Genomic DNA, 25,428 nt, shown 5'->3' with positions numbered 1-25,428 from the left:
GGCGCCCGGCGTGCGATGCTTCAACGCCCGGCAGGGTGGTTCCACAGCGGAGCGGCGCTTGAGCAGCAACAGTTTCGGAAAACTCCTCACGGTCACCACGTTCGGCGAATCGCACGGACCGGCGATCGGTTGCGTCGTCGACGGCTGCCCGCCGGGGCTGGACATCGCGCCCGAGGAGTTCCGTCACGACCTGGAGCGCCGCGCCACCGGCAAGTCGCGGCACACCTCCGCGCGCCGCGAGGCCGATGAGGTCGAGATCCTCAGCGGCGTCTACGAGGGGCGCACCACCGGCACGCCGATCGCGCTGCTGATCCGCAACACCGACCAGCGCAGCAAGGACTACGCCGACATCGCACGGCAGTTCCGCCCGGGGCATGCGGACTACACCTACTGGCAGAAGTACGGCATCCGCGACCCGCGTGGTGGCGGACGTTCGTCGGCGCGAGAAACTACCATGCGCGTCGCGGCGGGCGTGATCGCCAAGAAGTGGCTGCAGCAGCGTCACGGCGTGAGCGTGCGGGGTTACCTGTCGCAACTCGGGCCGATCACCCCCGAAGGCTTCGACTGGAGCGCGGTGGAGGACAACCCGTTCTTCTGGCCGCACGCGGCGCAGGTGCCGGCGCTGGAAACCTACATGGATGCGCTGCGCAAGTCGGGCGATTCCATAGGCGCGCGCGTCAATGTCGTCGCCGACGGCGTGCCGCCCGGCTGGGGCGAGCCGATCTACGGCAAGCTGGACGGTGATCTCGCCGCCGCGCTGATGAGCATCAATGCGGTGAAGGGCGTGGAGATCGGCGACGGTTTCGCGGCGGTTACCCAGAAGGGCACCGAGCATCGCGACCTGATGACGCCTGACGGGTTCCTGTCCAACCACGCAGGCGGCATCCTTGGCGGCATCTCCACTGGCCAGCAGGTCACCGCGTCCATCGTGCTGAAGCCGACCTCGAGCCTGCGCCTGCCGGGCGCGACCGTGGACGTGGATGGCAATACGGTGGATGTCATCACCACCGGTCGCCACGACCCCTGCGTAGGCATCCGTGCCACGCCCATCGCCGAGGCGATGATGGCGCTGGTGCTGATGGACCAGGCGCTGCGCCATCGCGCGCAGTGCGGTGATGTCGGCGTCGTGCCGCCGCAGGTCCCCGGCAGCCTCGATGGCTGAGTCGCGGCCGCGCGTCTGGGTGTCGCAACCGCTGTTCGACGACATCGTCGAGCGGCTGGATGCGCACTTCGACGTGCGTTCGACCCCGGAGGTCATCGAGCACGCACCCCAGGCCATCGCCGACGCGTTGCGCGACAGCGCGGGTGCGCTGGTGACGCTGAACGAACGCATCGGGGCGCAGGAAATCGGCGCCGCCACGCAGCTGCGCGCGATCGCCAACGTGGGCGTGGGCTACAACAACCTCGATGTCGACGCGTTGACGCAGGCCGGCATCGTCGCCACCAACACGCCGGACGTACTCACCGAGACCACGGCCGATTTCGGTTTCGCGCTGCTGATGGCCACCGCGCGCCGCATCACCGAAGCCGAGCGCTGGCTGCGCGAAGGGCAGTGGCGGCAGTGGTCCTTCAGCACGTTGCTGGGCGCGGACCTGCATGGCAGCACGCTGGGCATCGTGGGCATGGGCCGGATCGGGCAGGGCATCGCGCGCCGCGCGCGCGGCTTCGGCATGCGCGTGCTGTACCACAACCGCAGCCGGTTGCCGGACGCGGTCGAGCGGGAATGCGGTGCGGACTACGCGAGCTTCGACGATGTGCTCGCTAAGGCCGACCACGTGGTGCTGGCGCTGCCGTACGCGCCGCAGGTCCACCACCTGGTCGACGCGGCCGCGCTGGCGAAGATGAAGCCGACCGCCACGCTGGTGAACATCGCGCGCGGTGGCATCATCGACGAGGTCGCACTGGCCGATGCGCTGGGCAACGGACGCCTGGCCGCCGCAGGCCTGGACGTCTACGAAGGCGAACCCGCCGTGCTGCCCGAACTGCTCGCGCTGCGCAACGTGGTGCTGACGCCGCATATCGCCAGCGCCAGCCTCGCCACGCGCCGCGCGATGGTGTCGCTGGCAGTGGACAACCTGATCGCCGCGCTGGGCGAGGGTCCGGACGCGGGTCATCCGCCGACGCCGGTCAATCCGGACGCGCTGGCCATCGCCGGCACCATCAAAATCACCATCGCCAAACGACAGGGAGCCTGAGGCACGTCCGCAGGTTCCCCGAACACAGCCTTCTCCCGTCTGCTGTCTTCACTCCTCCCTTCGCGAAACCCCTCCATGAGCAACCAGAACCGTAGCTTCAACGTCGCCGTCGTGGGCGCCACCGGCGCCGTCGGCGAAACCATGCTGTCCATCCTCGCCGAACGCGATTTCCCGATCGGCAAGCTCGTCGCCCTGGCGTCCGAGCGTTCCGCCGGCAACAGTGTCGAATTCAACGGCGAAAAGATCACCGTGCAGGACCTGGCCACCTTCGATCCGACCGGCATCGACATTGCGCTGTTCTCGGCAGGCGGCGGCATCTCCAAGGAATTCGCGCCGAAGTTCGCCGCGGCCGGTGCCGTCGTCATCGACAACTCCTCGGCCTTCCGCTACGACGCCGACATCCCGCTGGTCGTCAGCGAAGTGAACCCGGAGCAGGTGCAGAACCGCCCGCGCGGCATCATCGCCAACCCGAATTGCTCGACCATGCAGATGCTGGTCGCGCTCGCGCCCATCCACCGCAAGGTCGGCATCGAGCGCATCAACGTGGCGACCTACCAGTCGGTCTCGGGCGCCGGGCGTTCGGCACTCGAAGAGCTCGGCCGCCAGACCGGCGCGCTGCTGAACTTCCAGGACCCCGATCCGCAACGCTTCCCGGTGCAGATCGCCTTCAACCTGATCCCCCACATCGACGACTTCCTCGACAACGGCTTCACCAAGGAAGAGATGAAGCTGGTGTGGGAAACGCGCAAGATCCTCGGCGACGACAGCATCCAGGTGAATCCCACCGCCGTGCGAGTGCCGGTGTTCTACGGACACTCCGAAGCCGTCGCCATCGAAACACGCGACAAGATCACCGCCGCGGACGCGCGCGCGCTGCTGGCGTCGTCGCCGGGGGTGGAGGTCGTCGACGATCGCGCACCCGGCGGCTATCCCACGCCGGTCACGCATGCCTCGGGCAACGATGCGGTCTACGTGGGCCGCATCCGCGAAGACCTCTCGCACCCGCGCGGCCTGAACCTGTGGATCGTGTCCGACAACATCCGCAAGGGCGCCGCCCTGAACGCCGTGCAGATCGCCGAGCTGGTGGCGAAAAACGGCTGAGCCGCTATAGTCGTGACCGGGAAAACTTGGGGAAGGGCCGTGAAACCGAAGCACAGACCTCGGGCGGCAAGACTCCACCTGGCCGGCATGATCGGGCTGGGGCTGGCGTTGCTGAGCAACGCAGCCCTCGCGCTCGGCCTGGGGGAGATCAAGGTCAAATCGCAGCCCGGCCAGCCCTTGCTGGCCGAGATCCCGGTCATTTCCAGCGAACCGGGCGAACTCGAGCAACTGCGTGCGCGCCTGGCGTCGCCGGTGACGTTCGAGCGCGTCGGCCTGCCGCGACCGCAGGGGTTGGTGAACGAGCTGGACTTCACGGTCGCGCTGGACGACGCCGGGCGTCCGGTGGTGCGCGTCACCAGCCGTACGCCGGTGGACGTGGCGGCGGTGAACTTCCTGATCGAGGTCGACTGGGGCCAGGGGCGGCTGGTGCGCGAGTATTCGGCGCTCGTCAGCGCGCCGGGGACGCTGGCGGCGGCAGAACAGCCGGTGATCGACGCGCCGGTTGCCGCGCCTACCGACATCATCAGCCGTCCGGTCGAACCGGTCGCCTCGACGCCGCAGGAAACGGCGGAAGCATCGCCTGAAGCGGCCGCGCAGCCCACGCCGGCACCGGCGGCGGCACCCGTTGCGTCGGTGGCACAGGCGGCTTCCGTGGCGCCCGGTGGCACGTTGGCACCGGTGCGTCGTGGCCAGTCGCTTTCCCAGATCGCGGCGCCGCTGGCACGCGAGCAGGGCTACACGCTGGACCAGGCGATGGTCGCACTGCTGCGCGCCAATCCCGAGGCCTTCATCAACGGCAACCTCAACCTGCTGAAGCAGGGCGCTGTGTTGCGCGTCCCGGACGTGGCGGACGCGCAGACGATCCTGGAGGGTGAAGCCGCGGCGCTGGTGCGCAGCCAGATTGCGGAATGGCGCCGCGCACGCGCGCCCATTCCGCAACCGGCCGCCGTCGTCGACGCCACGCCAGCGACGGCGCCTGCCGCGGCGGCATCCCGCCCGGCACCGGTGGCGGATGCACGGCTGGAAATCGCGCCCGCGGCCACGAGCACGTCGGGTTCTGGAACGCAGTCCGGCGTCAGCGCCGGCGGTGAGGGCGAGATGTTGGCGAACGAACAGTTGCAGCAGTCGAAGGAAGACCTGGCCGCGCGCGAAGCGGAAGTGCAGGAGCTGCGCTCGCAGGTCGCGGACCTGGAAAAGCTCAAGGCGCAGCAGGAACAACTGCTGGCCATGAAGGACAGCGATCTCGCCGCCGCACAGCAGCGGCTGGCGCAGAGCAACGGCAGCGACGGTGGCGTGCCGGTGTGGGCATGGGCAGGCTTCGGCCTGCTGTTCGCGGGCGCGCTGGCCTGGGGATTCGCGCAACGTCGCCAGCGCCTGTCGCCCGCGCCGGTACCGCGCAACCCGGTGTTCGGCAAGGCCCCTGCAGAGAGCCGCGCTGCCGAACTCGCTGCCGTGATCCCGCAGACGGTGCCCGAGGCGGAGACGGCGCCGAGCCCGGTGCTGGAGCCGTCCGTCGCCGCGCCGCCCAAGGTCGCGCCGACCCCGGTAGCCAAGCCTGCGATGGGGCCCACCTGGCACGCAGGCGGGGCTGCCTCCGGCGCACCGGTGGCACCTGCGCCGACGCCGGCGCCGGCCGGCCGCGACCGTCTTGAACTGGCGGTGGCCTACCTCGACCTGGGCGACGTGGCCACGGCCCGTGATCTGCTGAACGAAGTGGCGGCGGGCAACGATGCCGGCGCGCGCGACGAAGCCCTGCAGCTGCTCCGCGATATCGGATGAAAGGCGCGGAGTGATGTCGTGACGCGCTATGCGCTGGGTGTCGAATACGACGGCAGCGAATTCCTGGGATGGCAACGGCTGAGCAAATCCGGCACGCCGGACGACACCCGCACCGTGCAGTCGGCGCTGGAACTCGCGCTGTCGTCCGTCGCCGATGCCCGGGTGGATACGATCTGCGCCGGCCGCACCGACGCCGGTGTGCATGCGCAGTGCCAGGTCGTGCATTTCGACAGCGACGCGGCGCGGACGCCACGGGGCTGGCTGCTGGGGGCGACGGCGCGGTTGCCGCCTGCCGTCTGCGTACGCTGGTGTCAGCCGGTGGCCGAGGATTTCCACGCGCGCTTCTCGGCGCGTGCCCGTCGCTACCGTTACACGTTGGTCAATCGCCTGGCGCGACCGGCGTTGGAGCGGCAATACCTCAGCTGGGAAAAGATCCCGCTGGATGCCGATGCCATGCACCGCGCCGCCCAGGTGCTGGTCGGCGAGAACGACTTCAGCGCGTTCCGCACCGTGCATTGCCAGTCGCCGCATGCGATGCGCAATCTCCATGCGATTTCGGTGGCGCGACAGGGCGAGCGGGTGGTCGTGGAGGTGCAGGCAAATGCCTTCCTGCACCACATGGTGCGCAACATCGTCGGTTCGCTGCTGGTGGTGGGGCGGGGTGAGCGGCCGGAAACCTGGGTGGGCGAGCTGCTGGCCGGCCGTGATCGCACGGTGGCCGGGCCGACCGCACCGCCGGATGGCCTGGTCTTCGTCAGTCCGCTATACCCGGCGGAGTGGCAGCTGCCCGCGGAAGTGACGCTGCAGGACACGCCCGTCGCGGCCGCGGCGCCATTGTAGCGGACCATGTCCGCACTGCTTTTCCAGGCACGTCCGCCCGGCGGACAGGTCCCGCCGGCATGGCCCGGCTCCGCGCGATCCCCCGAAAGCGGCTACGCTTCCGCGACGCCCGACCTTTTCCCCACCATGCACATGCGCATCAAATTCTGTGGCCTGACGCGTGCCGAGGATGTCCGCCTGGCGGTCGAGCTGGGCGTGGACTACGTCGGCCTGGTGTTCGCGCCGCACAGTCCGCGCCGGCTGCTGCTCGGCCAGGCGCGCATGCTGCGCGACCTGGTGCCGGAAGAGATCGCAGTGGTCGCGCTGGCCATGGACAACACGCGTGGCGACATCGAGCACATCGTGGAATCGCTGCAGCCCGACCTGCTGCAGTTCCATGGCGACGAAGACGATGCATTCGCGACCTCCTTCGGGCGCCCGTACTGGAAGGCGATCGCGATGGGCGGGCAGGACGCGGGCGTATTCGCCCGAGTGTCGGCCTATCCGGGCGCGCAGGGCTTCCTGTTCGACGGCCACGCCGCAGGCGAGCAGGGGGGGAGCGGGCAGCGCTTCGATTGGCGCCGCATGCCCGCGTCCACCGACAAGCCGTTCCTGCTGGCCGGCGGCCTGACGCCCGAGAACGTCGGCCTCGCGCTGCGCACGGCGCGGCCTTGGGGCGTCGATGTGTCCAGCGGCATCGAAACGGCGCCCGGCGTGAAAGACGGGGAGAAGATGCGTCGGTTCGTCGAGGCCGTGCGCGAGGCCGAAACCGGCGCTTGAGCTCAGGCCAGTGCGGTGCGCAACCACGCCGCCAGCGCCGGTATCCGTGGGTCCGGGTTGCCGCGCCGGCCACACAGCGCCCACTGCCCGCCGGTATCGGTGAACCCCCAGGGGGCGACCAGGCGTCCGCCTTCGAGATCGGCCTGTACCAGTTCCTGCGGCGCGATGGCCACGCCCAGCCCGGCGACGGCGGCTTCCAGCAGATAGGTCAGGTGATCGAAGCCGGCGCCCCGCCGCGGCTGCCCGATATCCAGGCCCTGCGTGGCGAACCAGCGCGGCCAGGCCTGTGGACGCGAGGCGGTGTGCAGCACGGGCTCGTCGGCGAGCACTGCGGGTGGCGCGCCCGACAGCGCGGCGAACCGGACATGCCTTGGGCTGAGCACCGGTCCGATCCGCTCGGGCGCCAGCAGGTGCACATCCCAGCCTGAGGGCCAGGGGGCCTCGCCGACCAGCAGGGCGGCGTCGAGTCCGGTGAGGGCGTCGTCGAACCCTCCCTCCTGTGCCGACAGGTGCAGCGTCAGCGTCGGCAGGTCGACCGCCAGTCGCTCCAGCCGGGGGATCACCCAGCGCGCCAGCAGGCTGCCCGGGCAGCCGAGCACGAAGGCCAGCGGCCGGCGGTCGCGCTGCATCGCAGCCCAGCCAGCCTGGAGCGAAGAGAATGCGTCGCCGGCCAGGTCGCGCAGGCGCAGGCCATCGGCCGTGAGCGCCAGGCCGCGACCATCGCGGACGAACAGCGGGCGGCCCAGCGCCTCTTCCAGGGTGCGCACATGCCGGCTGACCGCTCCGTGGGTGACGTGCAGCTCGGCGGCCGCACGACTGACGCTGCCCAACCGGGCTGCCGCTTCGAACGCACGCAGGGCATTGAGCGGGGGAAGAGGTCGTGACATGGCATCAGTTTAAGTCACGGATTGGTCAGATTTCATGGGTTTTTCGTCCACAACCTGTGCGATACAGTGACGGCTCGCCCTCGCTGGACACACGATCATGGCCGCCGCTGCCGACTATCACGCCTACCCCGATGCTGCCGGCCACTTCGGCCGGCATGGCGGCCGCTTCGTCGCCGAAACCCTGATCGGCCCCCTGCAGGAACTGGCCACCGCCTACGACACCGCCCGTGTCGATCCGGCCTTCATCGCTGCCTTCGACAAGGACCTGAAGCACTACGTCGGCCGGCCCAGCCCGATCTACCACGCGGAGCGCCTGAGTCGTGAAGTGGGCGGCGCACAGATCCTGCTCAAGCGCGAGGACCTGAACCACACCGGCGCGCACAAGATCAACAACACCATCGGGCAGGCGCTGCTGGCCAGCCGGATGGGCAAGAAGCGGATCATCGCCGAGACGGGCGCCGGCCAGCACGGCGTGGCCAGCGCCACCGTCGCCACCCGGCTGGGGCTGGAATGCGTGGTCTACATGGGCGCCACCGACATCGAGCGCCAGAAGATCAACGTCTATCGCATGAAGCTGCTCGGCGCGACCGTGGTGCCGGTGACCAGCGGCTCGGCCACGCTTAAGGACGCACTGAACGAAGCGATGCGCGATTGGGTGACCAACGTGCACGACACCTTCTACATCATCGGCACCGTCGCCGGTCCCGATCCGTATCCGCGCATGGTGCGCGACTTCAACGCCGTGGTCGGCCGCGAGGCGAGGGCGCAGATGCTGGCCGACTACGGCCGCCTGCCGGATGCGATCACCGCCTGCGTCGGCGGCGGCAGCAACGCGATCGGTCTGTTCCATGCCTTCCTCAACGATCCGGGCGTGCGCATCGTCGGCGCGGAAGCCGCCGGCGACGGGATCGAGACCGGTCGCCATGCCTCGTCGCTGTCGGCGGGACGCATCGGCGTGCTGCACGGCAACCGCACCTACGTGATCTGCGACGACGACGGGCAGATCATCGAAACGCATTCGATCTCCGCCGGCCTGGACTACCCGGGCGTCGGGCCGGAACACGCGTTCCTGAAGGACAGCGGACGCGCGGAGTATGTCGGCGTCACCGACGACGAAGCGCTCGCTGCATTCCATCGCCTGACACGCACCGAGGGCATCCTGCCGGCGCTGGAATCCAGCCACGCGGTCGCCCAGGCGATCAAGCTGGCGCGCGAACTGCCGAAGGACCAGCTGGTGCTGTGCAACCTGTCCGGTCGTGGCGACAAGGACGTGCACACCATCGCCGCACGCGAGGGGATCAGCCTGTGAGCCGCTTCGAAACCAAGTTCGCCGAACTGAAGACTGCGGGCCGCAAGGCGCTGGTGCCGTTCATCACCGCCGGCGACCCATCGCTGGAATCGACGGTGCCGGTGATGCACGCGCTGGTGGACGCCGGTGCCGACGTGATCGAACTCGGCGTGCCGTTCTCCGACCCGATGGCCGACGGCCCGGTCATCCAGCGCAGTTCCGAGCGCGCGCTGGCGCGTGGCGCCGGGCTGCGCTACGTGCTGGAGGCCGTGGAGGTGTTCCGCCAGCAGGACGACACGACGCCCATCGTGCTGATGGGTTACCTGAACCCGGTGGAGATCCACGGTGCAGGGCGCTTCGCCCGCGAGGCGGTCGCGGCGGGCGTCGACGGCGTTCTGCTGGTCGACCTGCCGCCGGAAGAGGCCGAAGAGACGCGCGCGGTGTTCAACCGTGAAGGGCTCGCCCTGATCGCGCTGGCGTCGCCGACCACCTCGCCCGAGCGCCTACGGATGCTGTGCGAGACCGCGCAGGGCTACCTGTACTACGTCAGTTTCGCGGGCGTGACGGGCGCGTCCGATCGCCTGGACACCGCAGCGGCGGGCGAACGGCTGAAGCAGCTGCAGGCAGGCTCCCACGTTCCCGTGGTGGCGGGCTTCGGCATCCGCGACGCCGGCAGTGCCCGTGCGATGGCGGCCGATGCCGATGGCGTCGTGGTCGGCAGTGCGCTGGTGGCGGCGCTGGCCGACGCCGAAGGCGATGCACCTGCCCGCGCGTCCGCCTTCCTCGCCCCGCTGCGGGCGGCGCTGGACGCCTGAACCACCGTACGGCTGTGCATGGACGACTGAGCTAAACTGCCGCGCTCAACCATAAGGCCCCTCCCGGGGCAGGCAGCAAGACCACGCATGAGCTGGCTCAGCAAACTGATGCCGTCGGGCATCCGCACCGAGGGCAACGCAGGCAAGAGCAAACGCAGCGTCCCCGAGGGGCTGTGGGAAAAATGCGACCGTTGCGGCGCGGTGCTGTACCGGCCGGAACTGGAGGAAAACCTGGAGGTCTGCCCGAAGTGCAGCTTCCACATGCCCATCCGCGCCCGTGCCCGTCTGGCCGCACTGTTCGACCCGGGCAGCACCCGCGAGATCGGTGCGGCACTGGGTCCGACCGACGTGCTGAAGTTCAAGGACCAGAAGAAGTACGCCGACCGCATCAAGGCCGCGCAGAAAAGCACCGGCGAGCGCGACGCGCTGATCACCCTGCAGGGGACACTGAAGGGCCGCGACCTGGTCGCCAGTTCCTTCGACTTTGCCTACATGGGCGGCTCGATGGGCTCGGTGGTCGGCGAACGCTTCTCGCTGGGCGCGGAAAAGGCGCTGGAGATCGGCTCGCCGTTCGTGTGCTTCTCCGCCAGCGGCGGCGCGCGCATGCAGGAAAGCCTGTTCTCGCTGATGCAGATGGCCAAGACCTCGGCCGCGCTGGGCAGGTTGCGCGAGGCGGGTCTGCCCTACATCTCGGTGATGACGCACCCCACGACGGGGGGCGTGTCGGCCAGCTTCGCGATGCTGGGCGACATCAACCTGGCCGAGCCTGAAGCGCTGATCGGCTTTGCCGGCCCCCGCGTGATCGAGCAGACCGTGCGCGAGACGCTGCCGGAAGGCTTCCAGCGGTCGGAATTCCTGGTGGCGCATGGCGCCATCGACCAGATCTGCGACCGTCGCGAAATGCGTGACCGCCTGGCGGACCTGCTGGCGTTGATGATGCGACAGCCCAAGCCCGAAGACAGCGAACTGGTGACCGCATGAGCCGCAAGTATTTCGGTACCGATGGCATCCGCGGCCGGGTCGGTACCAGCCCGATCTCCGCCGACTTCGTGTTGCGCCTGGGCAATGCGCTCGGACGCGTGCTGTGCGAAAACGCGGGTGATGCACGACCGGTCGTGGTGATCGGCAAGGACACGCGCATCTCCGGTTACATGTTCGAGGCCGCTCTGGAGGCGGGCCTGGTCGCCGCGGGCGCCGACGTGCAGTTGATGGGGCCGATGCCGACGCCTGCGGTCGCCTTCCTCACCCGCACGCTGGGCGCGGACGCCGGCATCGTCATCAGTGCGTCGCACAATCCGCATTACGACAACGGCATCAAGTTCTTCTCCGCCGAGGGCGAGAAGCTGGACGACGCCACCGAACTGGCGATCGAAGCCGCGCTGGACGCACCGTTCTTCACCGCCGAATCCGAAAAGCTCGGCAAGGCGATCCGCACGCGCGATGCGGTCGGCCGCTACATGGAATTCTGCAAGGCCAGCGTGCCGCGCCGCTTCGACCTGAAAGGCGTCAAGCTGGTGCTGGATTGCGCGCATGGCGCCACCTACCACATCGCACCGCTGCTCTTCCGCGAACTGGGGGCGAACGTCGTCACCATCGGGGCGGAACCGAACGGCGTCAACATCAACGACGGCGTGGGCTCGATGCACATCGACAGCCTGGCCGCGAAGGTGCGCGAGACCGGGGCGCAGCTGGGCATCGCCTTCGATGGCGATGGCGATCGCGTGCTGATGGCGGACGGGCAGGGCACCCCCGTCGATGGCGACCAGCTGATCTACCTGCTGGCGCGCGACTGGCAGGCGAGCGGCCGCTTGCGCGGTCCGGTGGTCGGCACGCTGATGACCAACTATGGCCTGGAGCGCGCGCTCGGCAAGCTCGAGATTCCGTTCGTCCGCACCAAGGTCGGCGACCGTTACGTCCACCAGGCGCTGGTGGAAGGCAATGCGGTGCTCGGCGGTGAAGCCTCCGGCCATCTGCTGTGCCTGGATCGCACGACGACCGGCGACGCGATCATCGCGGCGTTGCAGGTGCTGGAATCCTTGAAGCGCCGCAAGCTGACGCTGCGCGAGGCGTTGGATGGCCTGGCGATGCTGCCGCAGAAGACCATCAACGTGAAGCTGGCCAACGGCGCCAAACCTACCGAGGCCGCCAGCGTGCAGGCCGCCCTGGCGCAGGCGCAGGCCGCGGTGTCCGGTCGTGGTCGTGCGTTCCTGCGCCCTTCCGGCACCGAGCCGGTCGTGCGCGTGACCGTGGAGGCCGATGACGACACGCTGGTGAAGAACACGCTGGAAACCCTGGCCGAGGCCGTGCGCGCCGCTGCCACGGCTTGAATCGGATCCATGAACGTCCGGCGCGGGACGGGTCCGATGATCCACCGCGCCTTCCCCCTGTTGTTGGAGCAGATTGCATGAGTGCCCGTATCCCCACGCTGGACATCACCCGTTTCGATACCGACCGCGAGGCGTTCGTCGCCGAGCTGGGTGCGGCGTATCGCGAATGGGGTTTCGCCGGCATCCGCAACCACGGCATCCCGCAGGCGCAGATCGATGCTGCCTACGACGTGTTCAAGCGCTTCTTCGCTTTGCCCGATGACGTGAAGAAGCAGTATCACGTCCCGGGCAGCGGCGGCGCGCGCGGCTACACGCCGTTCGGCGTGGAAACCGCGAAGGACTCCAAGCATTTCGACCTGAAGGAGTTCTGGCACATCGGTCGCGAGATCGCGGACGATTCCAAGTATCGCGACGTCATGCCGCCGAACCTGTGGCCGGACGAGGTGCCAGGCTTCCGCGAACATGGCTATGGCCTGTACCAGGCGCTGGACCAGCTGGGCTCACGCGTGCTGTCGGCGCTGGCGCTGCACATCGGCCTGCCGGAAACCTATTTCGCCGACAAGACCGATTCGGGCAATTCGATCCTGCGTCCCATCCACTATCCCCCGATCACCGCCGACGACATCCCCAACGTGCGCGCCGGTGCGCACGAGGACATCAACCTCATCACGCTGCTGGTCGGTGCGAGCGCGGCCGGCCTGGAAGTGCGGTCGAAGCAGGGCGAGTGGGTACCGTTCACGTCGGACGCCGACACCATCGTCGTCAACATCGGCGACATGCTGCAGCGCCTGACCAACCATGTGTATCCGTCGACCACGCACCGCGTGACCAATCCGCCCGGCGAGCAGGCGCGCCAGCCGCGGTATTCGGTGCCTTTCTTCCTGCACCCCAATCCGGATTTCCTGATCGACGTGCTGCCGTCCACGATCACGCCGGACAATCCAAAGCGTTATGCGGAACCGATCACGGCGCAGGGTTATCTGGAAGAGCGTCTGCGCGAGATCAAGCTGAAGTAGTCGCTGCCTCGCGCGCTGAGAGCAAGCGGCCGCGATGAGATGCGCGGTGGCGCCAGGCAAAAAGCATCGCGGGCATGGCCCGCTCCTACAGAATCCTGGTGTTCTGTAGGAGCGCCCTGGGGCGCGATGCTTTACTTCTTCAATCCAGCGGCCGCACCTTGCGCGAGTTGCGCGCCATCAGGCCCATCGCCACGCGGTGCGGCAGCAGCTTCACGATGGCGTGCATCAACTGGTAGCGCCAGCCCGGAATGACCAGGATGTCGCCGCGCTCGTTACCTTCGATACCGGCGCGCGCCACCTCCGTGGCCTGCAGCCACATCGTCGGCGACACCCGCATGCGCGACCGGGTGCCGGTGACATCGTGGAACTCGGAATAGGTGAAGCCGGGGCATAGCGCAGTGACGTGAACGCCACGGTCGGTGTTCTCCAGCGCCATCGCCTCGCTGAACTTCAGCAGGAAGCTCTTCGCAGGCGCGTACAGCGTCTGCCCCTCGGCCGCCGGCATCAGCGCCGCGAACGAGGCGACGTTGAGGATGCGGCCCTGCCCGGAGGCGCGGATGGAGGGCAGCAGCCGCCATGTCAGGTCGCAGACGGCCGTTACCATCACCTGCAGGAAGGCTGCATGTGCGCTCCAGTCGTTGCTGCGATACCGCCCCGGCATGCCGTAGCCGGCGTTGTTGACCAGGATGCGGACCTGCACGCCCCGCCGTTCGAGTTCGGCGACCAGGGCTGCTGGCGCGTCCGGTTCCGCCAAGTCGGCCGCGACCACTTCCACGGCGACCTGCGCCCGCAGTTCCGCGGCCAACGCCTGCAGCCGTTCCGCGCGGCGCGCAGTCAGCACAAGCGGTACGCCGCGTCGCGCGTACTCGCGCGCGATCTGTTCGCCGATGCCGCTGGAGGCGCCGGTGACCAGGGCGTAACCCGCGGTGCGGGCAGGGGAGACGTCGGGCATGTCGGGTCCTGGCATGAGGGCGCGGAGGCGGCCACGATAGCGCGGCAGGTAGGTGTGCCGGACAACATCGGCTAGACTGCGCGACCCGAACTGGACAGGAATTGGTCTTATGCGTCGCAAGCTCGTGGCCGGCAACTGGAAGCTCCATGGCACCCGTGGTTTCGCGACGGCTCTGATGGACGAACTGGTCGCAGGCCTGCCGCTGGACGGCGTGGACCTGCTGATCCTTCCCCCGCTCCCCTACCTGGGCGAGCTCATCGAGGACTACGGCGACCGCGGCGTGGCATTCGGCGCCCAGGACGTCAGCAGCAACGAAAAAGGCGCCTATACCGGCGAGGTATCGGCCTCCATGCTGGTCGACGTGGGCGCCCGGTATGGACTGGTGGGGCATTCCGAGCGCAGGCAGTACCACGATGAAAGCAGTGAGTTCGTGGCGAAGAAGTTCGTCGCGGCCAAGGGCGCAGGCCTGGTTCCGGTGCTGTGCGTGGGCGAGACCGACCAGCAGCGGAGGGACGGGCAGACCGAGTTCCGGATCCAGAAACAGCTGCAGGCCGTGTTCGACCTGGCCGGTCCGCAGGCGTTCGACGGCGCCGTCATCGCGTACGAGCCGGTCTGGGCCATCGGTACCGGCCTGACGGCCACCCCGGCCCAGGCCCAGGCGGTGCATGCGTTCATCCGTGGCGAAGTCGCCGCGCGCGATGCTAGAATCGCCGGCTCGCTGCTCCTTCTGTATGGCGGCAGCGTGAAGCCCGACAACGCCGCGGAACTGTTCTCGCAGCCCGATGTCGATGGAGGGCTGGTCGGCGGCGCTTCCCTGGTCGCCAAGGATTTCCTGGCCATCGCGCGAGCGGCGGCCGGTCGGGGATGACCCCGGCACGACCGGCCCAACGGGGCCGGACGACTCAACCGGTTGAGACTGATTCCAAATGTGGATGTTGATCCTGAATGTGGTGTACGTGCTGGTGGCCATCGCCATCATCGCGTTGGTGCTGATGCAGCGCGGTTCCGGCGCTCAGGCGGGCTCGGGATTCGGCGGGGGTGCGTCCGGCACCGTGTTCGGTGCGCGCGGTGCATCCAATTTCCTGTCCAAGAGCACCAAGTGGCTGGCCATCACGTTTTTCGGCATCAGCCTGTTCATGGCGTGGTACGCGACCCATAGCGCGCGCCCGACCACGCAGCAGAACCTCGGCGTGATGTCCGACCTGCCGGCCGCGCCCGCCGCGCCGGTGGGCGAACTTCCCAAGCCGTCGACCGTACCGAGCACGCCGATCCAGCCGACGCCCGCCGCGCCGGCCAACAGCGTGCCGGCCGCGCCGCAGGAAACGGCACCGGCGACGGAAGCGCCTCCCGCGACACCGCCGCAGGGCGGCTGAGCGCGGATACAATGGCGGGGCGCCGAGCGCATCGCACGAAGTTCAAAGCCCAGGTGGCGGAATTGGTAGACGCACTACCTTGAGGTGGTAGCGGCGAAAGTCGTAGGGGTTCGAGTCCCCTCTTGGGCACCAACAGGGCGGGTCGGCGGCAACGTCGCTCCCGCCTCGAAAAAACCCGCCTTCCGGCGGGTTTTTTCTTTTGGCGATGGCGGCGATGCGTGTCGGTAATCGTTTACTAGCGAGTTCACGAACCGTTACAATCCCGCCGATTCATCGGGCGCCCGGTACGTGTTGCGGAAGGGCTCCCGCGGAAGGTGGGCCCGATGGTCGCATCGACGGGTCGCTCGCGGCGAAGGCCGCTGGCGGGCGATGCGAGCCCCATTCATGCCGCGCCGCGTCCTGCGCGCCGGCGGATAGGACAAGACGAGACAAGCGAGTGCTGGCCAACTACCTGCCCACCCTGTTGTTCCTGATCGTCGCCACCGGCATCGGCATCGCGCTGATGGTGGCCGGTCGCTTCCTCGGCCCGCGTCGTCCCGACGCCCAGAAGCTCTCCCCGTACGAATGCGGCTTCGAGGCTTTCGAAGACGCGCGCATGAAGTTCGACGTGCGCTACTACCTGATCGCCATCCAGTTCATCGTGTTCGATCTGGAAATCATCTTCATTGTTCCGTGGACGCTGGTGTTCCAGGAGCTGGGTCCGCGTGCGCTGGTCACGATGGGCCTGTTCGTGGGCATGCTGTTCCTCGGCTTCGTTTACGTTTGGAAGAAGGGAGCGCTCGAATGGGAGTGATCCAGACCGTCGACCGTCTGATGAACAACCCGATCCCGGAAGGGCGGGTGGACGACATCCTGCGCCCCGAAGGCGACAATCCGCTGCTGGAAAAGGGCTACGTCACCACCAGCGTGGATGCGCTGATGAACTGGGCGCGTACCGGCTCGATGTGGCCGATGACGTTCGGCCTGGCCTGCTGCGCGGTCGAGATGATGCACGCCGGCACCTCCCGCCTCGACCTGGACCGCTACGGCGTGGTGTTCCGCCCGTCGCCACGCCAGTCCGACGTGATGATCGTCGCCGGCACGCTGGTCAACAAGATGGCCCCGGCGCTGCGCAAGGTCTACGACCAGATGCCCGACCCCAAGTGGGTGATCTCGATGGGCAGCTGCGCCAACGGCGGTGGCTACTACCACTATTCGTACTCGGTGGTGCGCGGCTGCGATCGCGTGGTGCCCGTGGACGTGTACGTGCCGGGTTGCCCGCCGACGGCCGAAGCGCTGGTGTACGGCATCCTGCAACTGCAGAAGAAGATCTGGCGTACGCAGACCATCGCGCGCTGATTCCTGCTTTCCCCTGACATCCTCCTCCAGAGCACGCCACGCCCCATGGCAGAGCAAGCTGCAAACTTCACCGACCAGTTGCGCGCCCGTTTCGCGGACGCCACGGTCAGCGTGGCCGAGCCGCGCGGCGAAATCACCCTGGAAGTGCCGTCGGCATCGTGGCACGCCGTCGCGCTCGCGCTCCGCGACGAATTCGGCTTCGAGCAGGCCGTCGACATCAGCGGCGTGGACTACCTGGGTTACGGCAGCGCCGAGTGGGATACCGCGGACGTGTCGTCCGAGGGCTTCAGCCGCGGCGTCGAAGGCTTCGGCCCGGGTCGCTTCAGCTGGGAACAGCGTCCGCGCGACGCCGCGCGTCCGAACCGTTTCGCCGTCGTGCTGCACCTGCTGTCGTACCAGCACAACCGTCGTGTCCGCGTGCGCTGCTTCGCGCCCGACGATGGCCTGCCGGTGGTGGCATCGGTGTCCGATGTGTGGCCGGGCCTCAACTGGTTCGAGCGCGAGGCGTTCGACCTGTACGGCATCATCTTCGAAGGCCATCCGGACCTGCGCCGCATCCTGACCGACTACGGGTTCGTCGGTCATCCGTTCCGCAAGGACTTCCCGCTGATCGGCAACGTCGAAGTGCGTTACGACGAAGAGAAGAAGCGCGTCGTGTACGAGCCGGTCACTTCGGTCGAGCCGCGCGTCGGCGTGCCGCGCGTGATCCGCGACGACGCGCGCTACCAGACCGCCGCCGGCGAAGCCGCCGCGCGTGAGGGCAAGGCATGAGCAATCCGCAATCCGGCGCCGCGTTCGCCAGCAATCCTGCTGAAGCCAGGCAGGAAATCCGCAACTACACCCTGAACTTCGGGCCGCAGCATCCGGCCGCGCACGGCGTGCTGCGGCTGATCCTGGAAATGGACGGCGAGACCATCGTCCGCGCCGATCCGCACGTGGGCCTGCTGCACCGGGGCACCGAGAAGCTGGCCGAATCCAAGCCGTTCAACCAGTCGATCGGCTACATGGACCGCCTCGACTACGTCTCGATGATGTGCAACGAGCACGCGTACGTGCGCGCCATCGAGACCCTGATGGGCATCGAGGCGCCGGAGCGCGCGCAGTACATCCGCACGATGTACGACGAGATCACCCGCATCCTGAACCACCTGATGTGGATCGGGTCCAACGCGCTCGATCTCGGCGCGATGGCGGTCATGCTGTATGCGTTCCGCGAGCGCGAAGAGCTGATGGACTGCTACGAAGCGGTCAGCGGCGCACGCATGCATGCGGCGTACTACCGTCCGGGCGGCGTGTACCGCGACCTGCCGGACCATATGCCGAAGTACAAGGAGTCGCCCTGGCGCAAGGGCAAGGCGCTCAAGCAGTTCAACCAGGCGCGTGAAGGGTCGCTGCTCGACTTCCTGGAAGACTTCACCAACGAATTCCCCAAGCGCGTCGACGAGTACGAGACGCTGCTGACCGACAACCGCATCTGGAAGCAGCGCACGGTGGGCATCGGCGTGGTCGCGCCCGAACAGGCGCGCGCCTGGGGCATGACCGGCGCGATGCTGCGCGGCTCGGGCATCGCATGGGACCTGCGCAAGAAGCAGCCTTACGCGAAGTACGACGCGGTCGATTTCGATATCCCCGTCGGCGTCAATGGCGACTGCTACGACCGCTACCTGGTCCGTGTGGCCGAGATGCGCCAGTCCAACCGCATCATCCAGCAGTGCGTGAAGTGGCTGAAGGCCAACCCCGGCCCGGTCATGGTGCAGAACTTCAAGGTCGCGCCTCCCTCCCGCGAGGAGATGAAGGACGACATGGAAGCGCTGATCCACCACTTCAAGCTCTTCAGCGAAGGTTACTGCGTGCCGGCCGGCGAAACCTACGCCGCGGTCGAAGCGCCGAAGGGCGAATTCGGCTGCTACCTGGTCTCCGATGGTGCCAACAAGCCGTTCCGCGTGAAGCTGCGCGCGCCGGGTTTCGCGCACCTGTCCTCGATGGACGAGATCGTGCGCGGCCACATGCTCCCCGACGTCGTCGCGATGATCGGTACCTATGATCTTGTCTTTGGTGAGGTGGACCGATGAGGGCCACGGGTAATTTCGAAGCGGCGCAGAACGTCGATCCGCTGGTGGCGTTGAGCGACGAGACGCGCGCGCACATCGATCATTGGCTGACCAAGTTCCCGCCGGACCGCAAGCGCTCGGCGGTGCTGCAGGGCCTGCATGCCGCGCAGGAGCAGAACCAGGGCTGGCTGACCGACGAGCTGATCGCCGCCGTCGCCAAGTACCTCGACCTGCCGCCGGTGTGGGCGTACGAGGTCGCCAGCTTCTACTCGATGTTCGAGACCGAGAAGGTCGGCCGCAACAATGTCGCCTTCTGCACCAACATCAGCTGCTGGCTCAACGGCGCCGAGGACCTGGTCGCTCACGCGGAGAAGAAGCTCGGCTGCCGGCTGGGCGAATCCACGGCCGACGGCCGCGTGTACCTGAAGCGCGAAGAAGAGTGCGTGGCCGCCTGCTGCGGCGCGCCGGTCGTGGTCATCAACGGCCATTACCACGAGAAGCTGACGCCGGCGAAGGTCGACGAGCTGCTGGACGGGCTGGAGTAAGCGCATGGCAGGCCATTCACACTATTCCGAAGGCTACGGCCCGGTCGGTCCTGCTCCGAAGGAGCACCAGGCCGTCTACACCACGCTGCATTTCGACAAGCCGTGGTCGTACGAGAACTACCTGAAGACCGGCGGGTACTCCGCGCTGCGCCGGATCATCGAAGAGAGGATCCCGCCGGCCGACGTCGTCGAGATGGTCAAGCAGTCCGGCCTGCGCGGCCGCGGCGGCGCCGGCTTCCCGACCGGCCTGAAGTGGAGCTTCATGCCGAAGGGCGACATGCAGAAGTACATCCTCTGCAACTCGGACGAATCCGAGCCGGGCACCGCCAAGGACCGCGACATCCTGCGCTACAACCCGCATGCGGTGATCGAGGGCATGGCGATCGCCTGCTACGCCACCGGTTCGACCGTGGGCTACAACTACCTGCGCGGCGAGTTCCACCACGAGCCCTTCGAGCATCTGGAGGAAGCCACCGCCGAGGCCTACAAGCACGGCTGGCTGGGCAAGAACATCCTCGGCTCCGGCGTGGACATCGACCTGTACAACGCGCTCGGCGCGGGCGCCTACATCTGCGGTGAAGAAACCGCGTTGATGGAGTCGCTGGAAGGCAAGAAGGGCCAGCCGCGCTTCAAGCCACCGTTCCCGGCCAACTTCGGCTTGTACGGCAAGCCCACCACGATCAACAACACCGAGACGTATGCCTCGGTGCCGGCCATCGTGCGCAACGGCGCCGAGTGGTTCATGAATCTGGGCAAGCCGAACAACGGCGGCTGCAAGATCTTCTCGGTCTCCGGCCACGTGGCGAAGCCGGGCAATCATGAGATCCGCTTGGGTACGTCGTTCGCCGAGCTGCTCGAGCTGTGCGGCGGCATGCGCGAAGGCCGCAAGCTCAAGGCGGTCATCCCGGGCGGCTCCTCGATGCCGGTACTGCCGGGCGAGGTGATGATGGGCCTGACGATGGACTACGACAGCATCCAGAAGGCCGGTTCCGGCCTGGGTTCGGGTGCCGTCGTGGTGATGGACGACACCACCTGCATGGTGCGTGCGTGCCAGCGCATCGCGCGCTTCTACTACAAGGAAAGCTGCGGCCAGTGCACGCCGTGCCGCGAAGGCACCGGCTGGATGTACCGCATGCTGACCCGCGTGGCCGAGCACAAGGCCACGATCGAAGACCTGCAGACGCTGCGCGCGGCGGCGGGCCAGATCGAAGGCCACACCATCTGCGCGTTCGGCGAAGCCGCGGCGTGGCCCGTGCAGGGCATGCTGCGACACTTCTGGCACGAATTCGAATACGCGATCGTCAACAAGCGTTTCCTCGTCGACGACGAGCGAGACGGCAAGGTCGTCCGTTCCAACCTGGAGGTGGCCGCGTGAGTGCGCAGCCCGTGAATCCCAACCTGCCGCCGGACCACGTCACCGTCTTCATCGACGGGCAGGAGCTGGCCGCGCCCAAGGGTTCGATGATCATCCAGGCCGCCGACAAGGCCGGCATCCCGATCCCGCGCTTCTGCTACCACGAGAAGCTGCCGATCGCGGCCAACTGCCGCATGTGCCTGGTGGAAGTCGAGAAGATGCCAAAGCCGGCACCGGCCTGCGCCACGCCGGTGATGGACGGCATGAAGATCGCCACGCGCAGCGACAAGGCGTTGAAGTCGCAGCGCAACGTGATGGAATTCCTGCTCATCAACCATCCGCTGGACTGCCCGATCTGCGACCAGGGCGGCGAATGCGAGCTGCAGGACCTGTCGCTGGGCTACGGCCGTTCGGTCAGCCGCTTCCAGGAACGCAAGCGCGTGGTGCCGGACGAGGACATCGGTCCGCTGGTCGCCACCGAGATGACCCGTTGCATCCAGTGCACGCGCTGCGTGCGCTTCACCGCGGACGTCGCCGGCACGTACGAGCTGGGCGGCATGTACCGTGGCGAGAACCTGCAGATCGGCACCTACGACGGCAAGCCGCTGACCACCGAAATTTCCGGCAACGTCATCGACGTCTGCCCGGTGGGCGCGCTGACCAACAAGGTGTTCCAGTTCCGCGCCCGTCCGTGGGAACTGATTGCGCGCGAATCCATCGGCTTCCATGACGCGATGGGCTCCAACGTGTTCTATCACTCGCGCCGCGGCCAGGTGCTGCGCACCGTTCCGCGCGAGAACGAAGCCGTCAACGAATGCTGGTTGTCGGATCGCGACCGTTATTCGCACCAGGGCCTCTATGCCGACGACCGCGCGGTGAAGCCGCTGCAGAAGGTCGATGGCGAGTGGCGCGAGGTCTCCTGGGCCGAGGGCCTGTCCGCCGCCGCCGAGATCCTGCGCGCGAACCGCGGCGACAGCCTGGGCGTGCTGGTGCACCCGGCGGTGTCTAACGAGGAGGGCGGCCTGTTGGCGAAGCTGGCCGAAGGGCTCGGTACCGGCAACCTGGACCACCGCATCAACAACCGCGATTTCTCCGATGGCGCCGTCGCCGAACCGTTCGCGCTGCCGCTGGCGGAGATCGAGCAGGCCGATGTCATCGTGTTGTTCGGCACCAACATCCGCCACGAGTTGCCGCTGCTGCACCAGCGCATCCGCAAGGCCGTCCGCAAGGGGGCCAAGGTGCATGCGGTCAATCCGGTCGATTTCGATTTCGCATTCAGCCTGGCCGGGAAGCACATCGTCGCGCCGTCGCAGCTCGGTGGCGTGCTCAATGACGCTGCGCTGCGCGACGTCGCCAAGGCCGCCAACCGCGCCGTCGTGATCGTCGGTGGCATGGTCGAGAACCATCCGCAGGCCGCTGCGCTGCGCGGTGCCGCAGCCGATTTCGCTGCCGCGACCGGCGCCTCGCTGTGCCGCATCCCCCAGGGTGCGAACGCGGTAGGCCTCGCGCGCCAGGGCGTGCTGCCGAGTGCTCGCGACGTGGCCGGCATGTTCGCCGAGCCGCGCAACGCCTACGTCATCTACGGCATCGAACCGGGCCTGGATTTTGCCGATACGCCGGCTGCCACCAAGGCGCTGGCCTCGTCGAAGGTCGTGGCGTTCAGCCACTTCGCCTGCAAGTCCACGCGCGACGTGGCCGATGTGATCCTGCCGATCGGTCTGTTGCCTGAAATCGACGCGACGCTGACCAACCTGGACGGCAAGGACCAGCGCACGCAAGCCGCCGGCAAGCTGCCGGGCGAGGCGCGTGATGGCTGGAAGGTGCTCCGCGCCCTCGGTGGCGAGCTGCAGCTGGCCGGTTTCGAGTTCACCGACATCGCGGGCGCGCGTGCAGCCATCGCCGGCACCAGGCCGGTTGCCGTGGCGAAGTCCGCCGCGCCGGACGCCGCTGGCCAAGGCCTGGAACTGGCCGTCACCGCAGCGATCTACCGCACCGACGGGACGGTCCGTCGTGCCGAAGCGCTGCAGGCGCATCCGCTGAACGTCGGCGACCGCATCGTGCTGAATCCGTCCGATGCGCAGGCCGCCGGCGTCGCCGAGGGCCAGGTCGCCAAGGTCGGCAATGGCATCGGCACGGCCTCGCTGCCGGTGGTGGTGGACGCCCGCGTGGCCGCGGGTGCCGCCTGGATCGAGAGCGGCTACGGTGCCACGGCACCGTTGGGCGCCGGACGCGTCACGGTGGTGAGCGCATGAATGAATTGCTGATCAACGCGGTCGGCCCGCTGCGCGAATGGTTCTTCGGGCTGGGCGACATCGGCATGGTGTTGTGGATCGTGCTGAAGATCCTGGCGATCGCCATGCCGGTGATCATCTCGGTCGCGTTCTACGTGGTCTGGGAGCGAAAGCTGATCGGCTGGATGCATGTGCGCCATGGCCCGATGTACGTGGGCATGGGCATCTTCCAGGCGTTCGCGGACGTCTTCAAGCTGCTGTTCAAGGAAATCATCCAGCCCAGCAGCGCGCAGAAGACGATGTACATCCTGGCGCCGCTCATCACGCTGGCGCCGGCGTTCGCTGCGTGGGCAGTGGTGCCGTTCGATTACCAGCTGGTGCTGTCGAACGCCAATGCCGGCCTGCTGTACCTGCTGGCGATGACCTCGCTGGGCGTGTACGGCATCATCATCGCGGGCTGGGCGTCGAACTCGAAGTACGCCTTCCTGGGTGCGATGCGCTCGGCCGCGCAGGTCGTCAGCTACGAAATTGCGATGGGCTTCGCGCTGGTGGGCGTGCTGATCGCCGCCGGCAGCCTGAACCTGACCGACATCGTGATGGCGCAGTCGGGCGATTCCGGCTTCTTCGAATGGTTCTGGCTGCCGCTGTTCCCGCTCTTCATCGTCTACTGGGTCTCCGGCGTCGCTGAAACCAACCGCTCGCCGTTCGACGTGGTGGAAGGCGAATCGGAAATCGTCGCCGGCCACATGGTCGAGTATTCGGGTGCGGCGTTCGCGCTGTTCTTCCTGGCCGAATACGCCAACATGATCCTGGTGAGCTTCCTGGTGTCGCTGTTCTTCCTCGGCGGCTGGCTCAGCCCGCTGCAGGGCTGGATCACGGCCGACGTGTCGCCCTGGATCAACTGGGTCTGGACCGGCGGCTGGCCTTGGCTGCTGCTGAAGGTGCTGTTCTTTGCCAGCGCCTACATCTGGTTCCGCGCCAGTTTCCCGCGTTACCGCTACGACCAGATCATGCGTCTTGGCTGGAAGGTGTTCATCCCGCTCACGATCGTCTGGATCGCGGTGACGGCGTTGCTGGTGTTCTTCGGCGTGTTCGAGAAGGGTGTGTAAGACATGAGCAAGGTTGTGCACTACTTCAAGAGCCTGATGCTGCTGGAGCTGCTCCAGGGCCTGTGGCTGACACTGAAGTACACCTTCAAGCCGAAGTACACGCTGATGTACCCGATGGAGAAGTTCCCGCAGTCGCCGCGCTTCCGCGGCCTGCACGCGCTGCGCCGCTATCCGAACGGCGAAGAGCGCTGCATCGCCTGCAAGCTCTGCGAGGCGGTGTGCCCGGCGCTGGCGATCACCATCGATTCGGCGCCGCGCGAGGACGGCACCCGCCGCACCACGCGCTACGACATCGACCTGTTCAAGTGCATCTACTGCGGCTTCTGCGAAGAAAGCTGCCCGGTGGACTCGATCGTGGAAACGCACGTGCTGGAGTACCACTTCGACAAGCGCGGGCAGAACATCGTCACCAAGCCGCAGCTGCTGGCGATCGGGGACCGGCTGGAAGCCGAGATCGCCGAGCGCCGCGCCGCCGACGCCGCTTTCCGCTGAGGTCCGAAGAATGGATTGGGTTCTGATCAGTTTCTACGCCTTCGCCACCGTCGCGGTCGTCGCCGCCGGCGCGGTGATCAGCGTGCGCAACCCGGTGCATGCCGTGCTGTGCCTCATCCTGACGTTCTTCTCGGTGGCCTGCATCTGGCTGCTGGTGGGCGCGGAGTTCCTCGGCGTGGCGCTGATCCTCGTCTACGTGGGCGCGGTGATGGTGCTGTTCCTGTTCGTGGTGATGATGCTCGACATCGACGTCACCGCCATGCGCGAAGGCTGGGTCAGGTTCCTGCCGGTGGGCCTGCTGGTGGCCGTGGTCATGTTGGCTCAGATGCTCGTGCTGATCGGCATCAAGGCTAAGATGGCCGTGCCGCTCGCCGACAACGCCGCCGCTGCGGCCGCCGAGGTGTCCAACACCGCCTGGCTGGCGCGCACGCTGTTCACCGAGTTCCTGCTGCCGTTCGAGTTCGCCGCCGTCATCCTGACCGTGGCCGTGGTGGCGGCGGTGATGCTGACGTTGCGCAAGCGCACCGGCATCAAGACGCAGGACCCGGGCGAGCAGTCGCGGGTCAAGGCGCGCGACCGCATCCGCATGGTGTCGATGCCGGCCGAGAAACCGGTGCGCGAAACGCCGGCCAGTGCGCCGGCGGAAGGGGAGGGCAAGGCATGATTTCCGTAGGCCACCTGCTGGCGCTCGGCGCCGTGCTGTTCTGCATCAGCCTGGCGGGCATCTTCCTCAACCGGAAGAACGTCATCGTGCTGCTGATGTCGATCGAACTGATGCTGCTCTCGGTGAACATCAATTTCGTCGCGTTCTCGCGCGAACTGGGCGATGCCGCCGGCCAGATCTTCGTGTTCTTCATCCTGACCGTGGCCGCCGCCGAGGCCGCCATCGGCCTGGCGATCCTGGTCACCCTGTTCCGCACCCGGCGCACGATCAACGTGGCCGAAGTCGATACGCTCAAAGGCTGATGCACCGATG

Annotated in this window: 26 protein-coding genes and 1 tRNA gene; 25 read left to right on the top strand and 2 right to left on the bottom strand. The window is 67.5% G+C overall.

The window, feature by feature from the left end:
- Positions 1–58: 58 nt before the first annotated feature.
- The 6 genes from aroC (at position 59) to ACSQ19_RS00785 (ending at position 6,674) form a co-directional block, all read left to right on the top strand.
- Positions 59–1,162: a chorismate synthase gene (aroC, locus tag ACSQ19_RS00810; protein WP_435999282.1), complete on the top strand. Its 1,104-nt coding sequence runs from the start codon at positions 59–61 to the stop codon at positions 1,160–1,162.
- Positions 1,155–2,195 carry a 2-hydroxyacid dehydrogenase gene (locus tag ACSQ19_RS00805; protein ID WP_435999280.1) on the top strand — a complete coding sequence of 347 codons (1,041 nt, stop codon included), beginning with the start codon at positions 1,155–1,157 and terminating at the stop codon, positions 2,193–2,195. Before aroC ends, ACSQ19_RS00805 begins: the two co-directional genes overlap by 8 nt.
- Positions 2,196–2,270: 75 nt before the next feature.
- Positions 2,271–3,296, top strand: coding sequence for an aspartate-semialdehyde dehydrogenase (locus tag ACSQ19_RS00800; RefSeq protein ID WP_435999278.1), 1,026 nt, complete (start codon positions 2,271–2,273; stop codon positions 3,294–3,296).
- A 39-nt stretch (positions 3,297–3,335) separates the two neighbouring features.
- Entirely contained in the window at positions 3,336–5,075 is a 1,740-nt protein-coding gene (locus ACSQ19_RS00795) for a FimV/HubP family polar landmark protein (protein ID WP_435999276.1), read from the top strand.
- 18 nt (positions 5,076–5,093) lie between these two features.
- Positions 5,094–5,915 carry a tRNA pseudouridine(38-40) synthase TruA gene (truA, locus tag ACSQ19_RS00790; RefSeq protein WP_435999274.1) on the top strand — a complete coding sequence of 274 codons (822 nt, stop codon included), beginning with the start codon at positions 5,094–5,096 and terminating at the stop codon, positions 5,913–5,915.
- Between the two features lie 132 nt (positions 5,916–6,047).
- On the top strand, positions 6,048–6,674 hold the full coding sequence (locus tag ACSQ19_RS00785; RefSeq protein ID WP_435999272.1) for a phosphoribosylanthranilate isomerase: 627 nt from the start codon (positions 6,048–6,050) through the stop codon (positions 6,672–6,674).
- 2 nt (positions 6,675–6,676) lie between these two features.
- Here the strand turns inward: ACSQ19_RS00785 and ACSQ19_RS00780 are convergent, their stop codons facing one another.
- Positions 6,677–7,561, bottom strand: coding sequence for a LysR family transcriptional regulator (locus ACSQ19_RS00780; RefSeq protein ID WP_435999270.1), 885 nt, complete (start codon positions 7,559–7,561; stop codon positions 6,677–6,679).
- Positions 7,562–7,658: 97 nt separating this feature from the next.
- Between ACSQ19_RS00780 and trpB the strand changes: the two genes are divergently transcribed.
- From trpB to ACSQ19_RS00755, 5 genes are all read left to right on the top strand, one after another.
- A complete protein-coding gene (trpB, locus tag ACSQ19_RS00775; protein ID WP_299343038.1) occupies positions 7,659–8,870 on the top strand; it encodes a tryptophan synthase subunit beta in 1,212 nt (403 codons plus the stop codon).
- Positions 8,867–9,664 carry a tryptophan synthase subunit alpha gene (trpA, locus tag ACSQ19_RS00770; protein WP_296282651.1) on the top strand — a complete coding sequence of 266 codons (798 nt, stop codon included), beginning with the start codon at positions 8,867–8,869 and terminating at the stop codon, positions 9,662–9,664. The genes trpB and trpA overlap by 4 nt, the downstream gene beginning before the upstream one ends.
- An 87-nt stretch (positions 9,665–9,751) precedes the next feature.
- Positions 9,752–10,645 (top strand): acetyl-CoA carboxylase, carboxyltransferase subunit beta, encoded by an 894-nt coding sequence (gene accD / locus ACSQ19_RS00765; protein WP_299343042.1) that lies wholly within the window; start codon positions 9,752–9,754, stop codon positions 10,643–10,645.
- Entirely contained in the window at positions 10,642–11,991 is a 1,350-nt protein-coding gene (glmM, locus tag ACSQ19_RS00760; protein ID WP_435999267.1) for a phosphoglucosamine mutase, read from the top strand. The genes accD and glmM overlap by 4 nt, the downstream gene beginning before the upstream one ends.
- Positions 11,992–12,068: 77 nt before the next feature.
- Positions 12,069–13,007: an isopenicillin N synthase family dioxygenase gene (locus ACSQ19_RS00755; RefSeq protein ID WP_296282654.1), complete on the top strand. Its 939-nt coding sequence runs from the start codon at positions 12,069–12,071 to the stop codon at positions 13,005–13,007.
- 139 nt (positions 13,008–13,146) lie between these two features.
- Here the strand turns inward: ACSQ19_RS00755 and ACSQ19_RS00750 are convergent, their stop codons facing one another.
- Positions 13,147–13,959 carry an SDR family NAD(P)-dependent oxidoreductase gene (locus tag ACSQ19_RS00750; RefSeq protein ID WP_435999264.1) on the bottom strand — a complete coding sequence of 271 codons (813 nt, stop codon included), beginning with the start codon at positions 13,957–13,959 and terminating at the stop codon, positions 13,147–13,149.
- A gap of 109 nt (positions 13,960–14,068) precedes the next feature.
- Between ACSQ19_RS00750 and tpiA the strand changes: the two genes are divergently transcribed.
- The 14 genes from tpiA (at position 14,069) to nuoK (ending at position 25,418) form a co-directional block, all read left to right on the top strand.
- Entirely contained in the window at positions 14,069–14,827 is a 759-nt protein-coding gene (tpiA, locus tag ACSQ19_RS00745) for a triose-phosphate isomerase (RefSeq protein ID WP_296282656.1), read from the top strand.
- Positions 14,828–14,885: 58 nt separating this feature from the next.
- Positions 14,886–15,332 (top strand): preprotein translocase subunit SecG, encoded by a 447-nt coding sequence (gene secG, locus ACSQ19_RS00740; RefSeq protein WP_435999262.1) that lies wholly within the window; start codon positions 14,886–14,888, stop codon positions 15,330–15,332.
- Between the two features lie 47 nt (positions 15,333–15,379).
- Positions 15,380–15,464: transfer RNA gene (locus ACSQ19_RS00735), tRNA-Leu, on the top strand.
- Positions 15,465–15,768: 304 nt separating this feature from the next.
- Positions 15,769–16,125, top strand: a complete 357-nt coding sequence (locus ACSQ19_RS00730) for an NADH-quinone oxidoreductase subunit A (protein ID WP_162108536.1) — start codon at positions 15,769–15,771, stop codon at positions 16,123–16,125.
- On the top strand, positions 16,116–16,670 hold the full coding sequence (locus ACSQ19_RS00725) for a NuoB/complex I 20 kDa subunit family protein (protein ID WP_162108535.1): 555 nt from the start codon (positions 16,116–16,118) through the stop codon (positions 16,668–16,670). The genes ACSQ19_RS00730 and ACSQ19_RS00725 overlap by 10 nt, the downstream gene beginning before the upstream one ends.
- Positions 16,671–16,715: 45 nt before the next feature.
- Positions 16,716–17,441: an NADH-quinone oxidoreductase subunit C gene (locus ACSQ19_RS00720; protein WP_296282658.1), complete on the top strand. Its 726-nt coding sequence runs from the start codon at positions 16,716–16,718 to the stop codon at positions 17,439–17,441.
- Positions 17,438–18,742 carry an NADH-quinone oxidoreductase subunit D gene (locus ACSQ19_RS00715; RefSeq protein ID WP_296282659.1) on the top strand — a complete coding sequence of 435 codons (1,305 nt, stop codon included), beginning with the start codon at positions 17,438–17,440 and terminating at the stop codon, positions 18,740–18,742. The genes ACSQ19_RS00720 and ACSQ19_RS00715 overlap by 4 nt, the downstream gene beginning before the upstream one ends.
- Complete coding sequence (gene nuoE / locus ACSQ19_RS00710; protein ID WP_296282660.1) at positions 18,739–19,266, top strand: NADH-quinone oxidoreductase subunit NuoE; 528 nt, start codon at positions 18,739–18,741, stop codon at positions 19,264–19,266. Before ACSQ19_RS00715 ends, nuoE begins: the two co-directional genes overlap by 4 nt.
- Positions 19,267–19,270: 4 nt before the next feature.
- On the top strand, positions 19,271–20,641 hold the full coding sequence (gene nuoF, locus ACSQ19_RS00705) for an NADH-quinone oxidoreductase subunit NuoF (protein WP_296282661.1): 1,371 nt from the start codon (positions 19,271–19,273) through the stop codon (positions 20,639–20,641).
- A complete protein-coding gene (gene nuoG / locus ACSQ19_RS00700) occupies positions 20,638–22,872 on the top strand; it encodes an NADH-quinone oxidoreductase subunit NuoG (protein ID WP_435999257.1) in 2,235 nt (744 codons plus the stop codon). The genes nuoF and nuoG overlap by 4 nt, the downstream gene beginning before the upstream one ends.
- Entirely contained in the window at positions 22,869–23,960 is a 1,092-nt protein-coding gene (gene nuoH / locus ACSQ19_RS00695) for an NADH-quinone oxidoreductase subunit NuoH (RefSeq protein ID WP_296282663.1), read from the top strand. Before nuoG ends, nuoH begins: the two co-directional genes overlap by 4 nt.
- A 3-nt stretch (positions 23,961–23,963) precedes the next feature.
- Positions 23,964–24,452, top strand: coding sequence for an NADH-quinone oxidoreductase subunit NuoI (gene nuoI / locus ACSQ19_RS00690; RefSeq protein WP_162108528.1), 489 nt, complete (start codon positions 23,964–23,966; stop codon positions 24,450–24,452).
- Positions 24,453–24,462: 10 nt separating this feature from the next.
- A complete protein-coding gene (locus ACSQ19_RS00685; RefSeq protein WP_435999255.1) occupies positions 24,463–25,116 on the top strand; it encodes an NADH-quinone oxidoreductase subunit J in 654 nt (217 codons plus the stop codon).
- Positions 25,113–25,418 carry an NADH-quinone oxidoreductase subunit NuoK gene (gene nuoK / locus ACSQ19_RS00680; protein ID WP_056881218.1) on the top strand — a complete coding sequence of 102 codons (306 nt, stop codon included), beginning with the start codon at positions 25,113–25,115 and terminating at the stop codon, positions 25,416–25,418. The genes ACSQ19_RS00685 and nuoK overlap by 4 nt, the downstream gene beginning before the upstream one ends.
- Positions 25,419–25,428: the final 10 nt, after the last annotated feature.

It is taken from the genome of Pseudoxanthomonas sp. LjRoot127, assembly GCF_964253495.1.
Taxonomy (GTDB): Bacteria; Pseudomonadota; Gammaproteobacteria; order Xanthomonadales; family Xanthomonadaceae; genus Pseudoxanthomonas_A.
The sequence above is the reverse complement of the archived record's forward strand: the minus strand, read 5'-3'. Positions and strand labels throughout refer to the sequence as shown.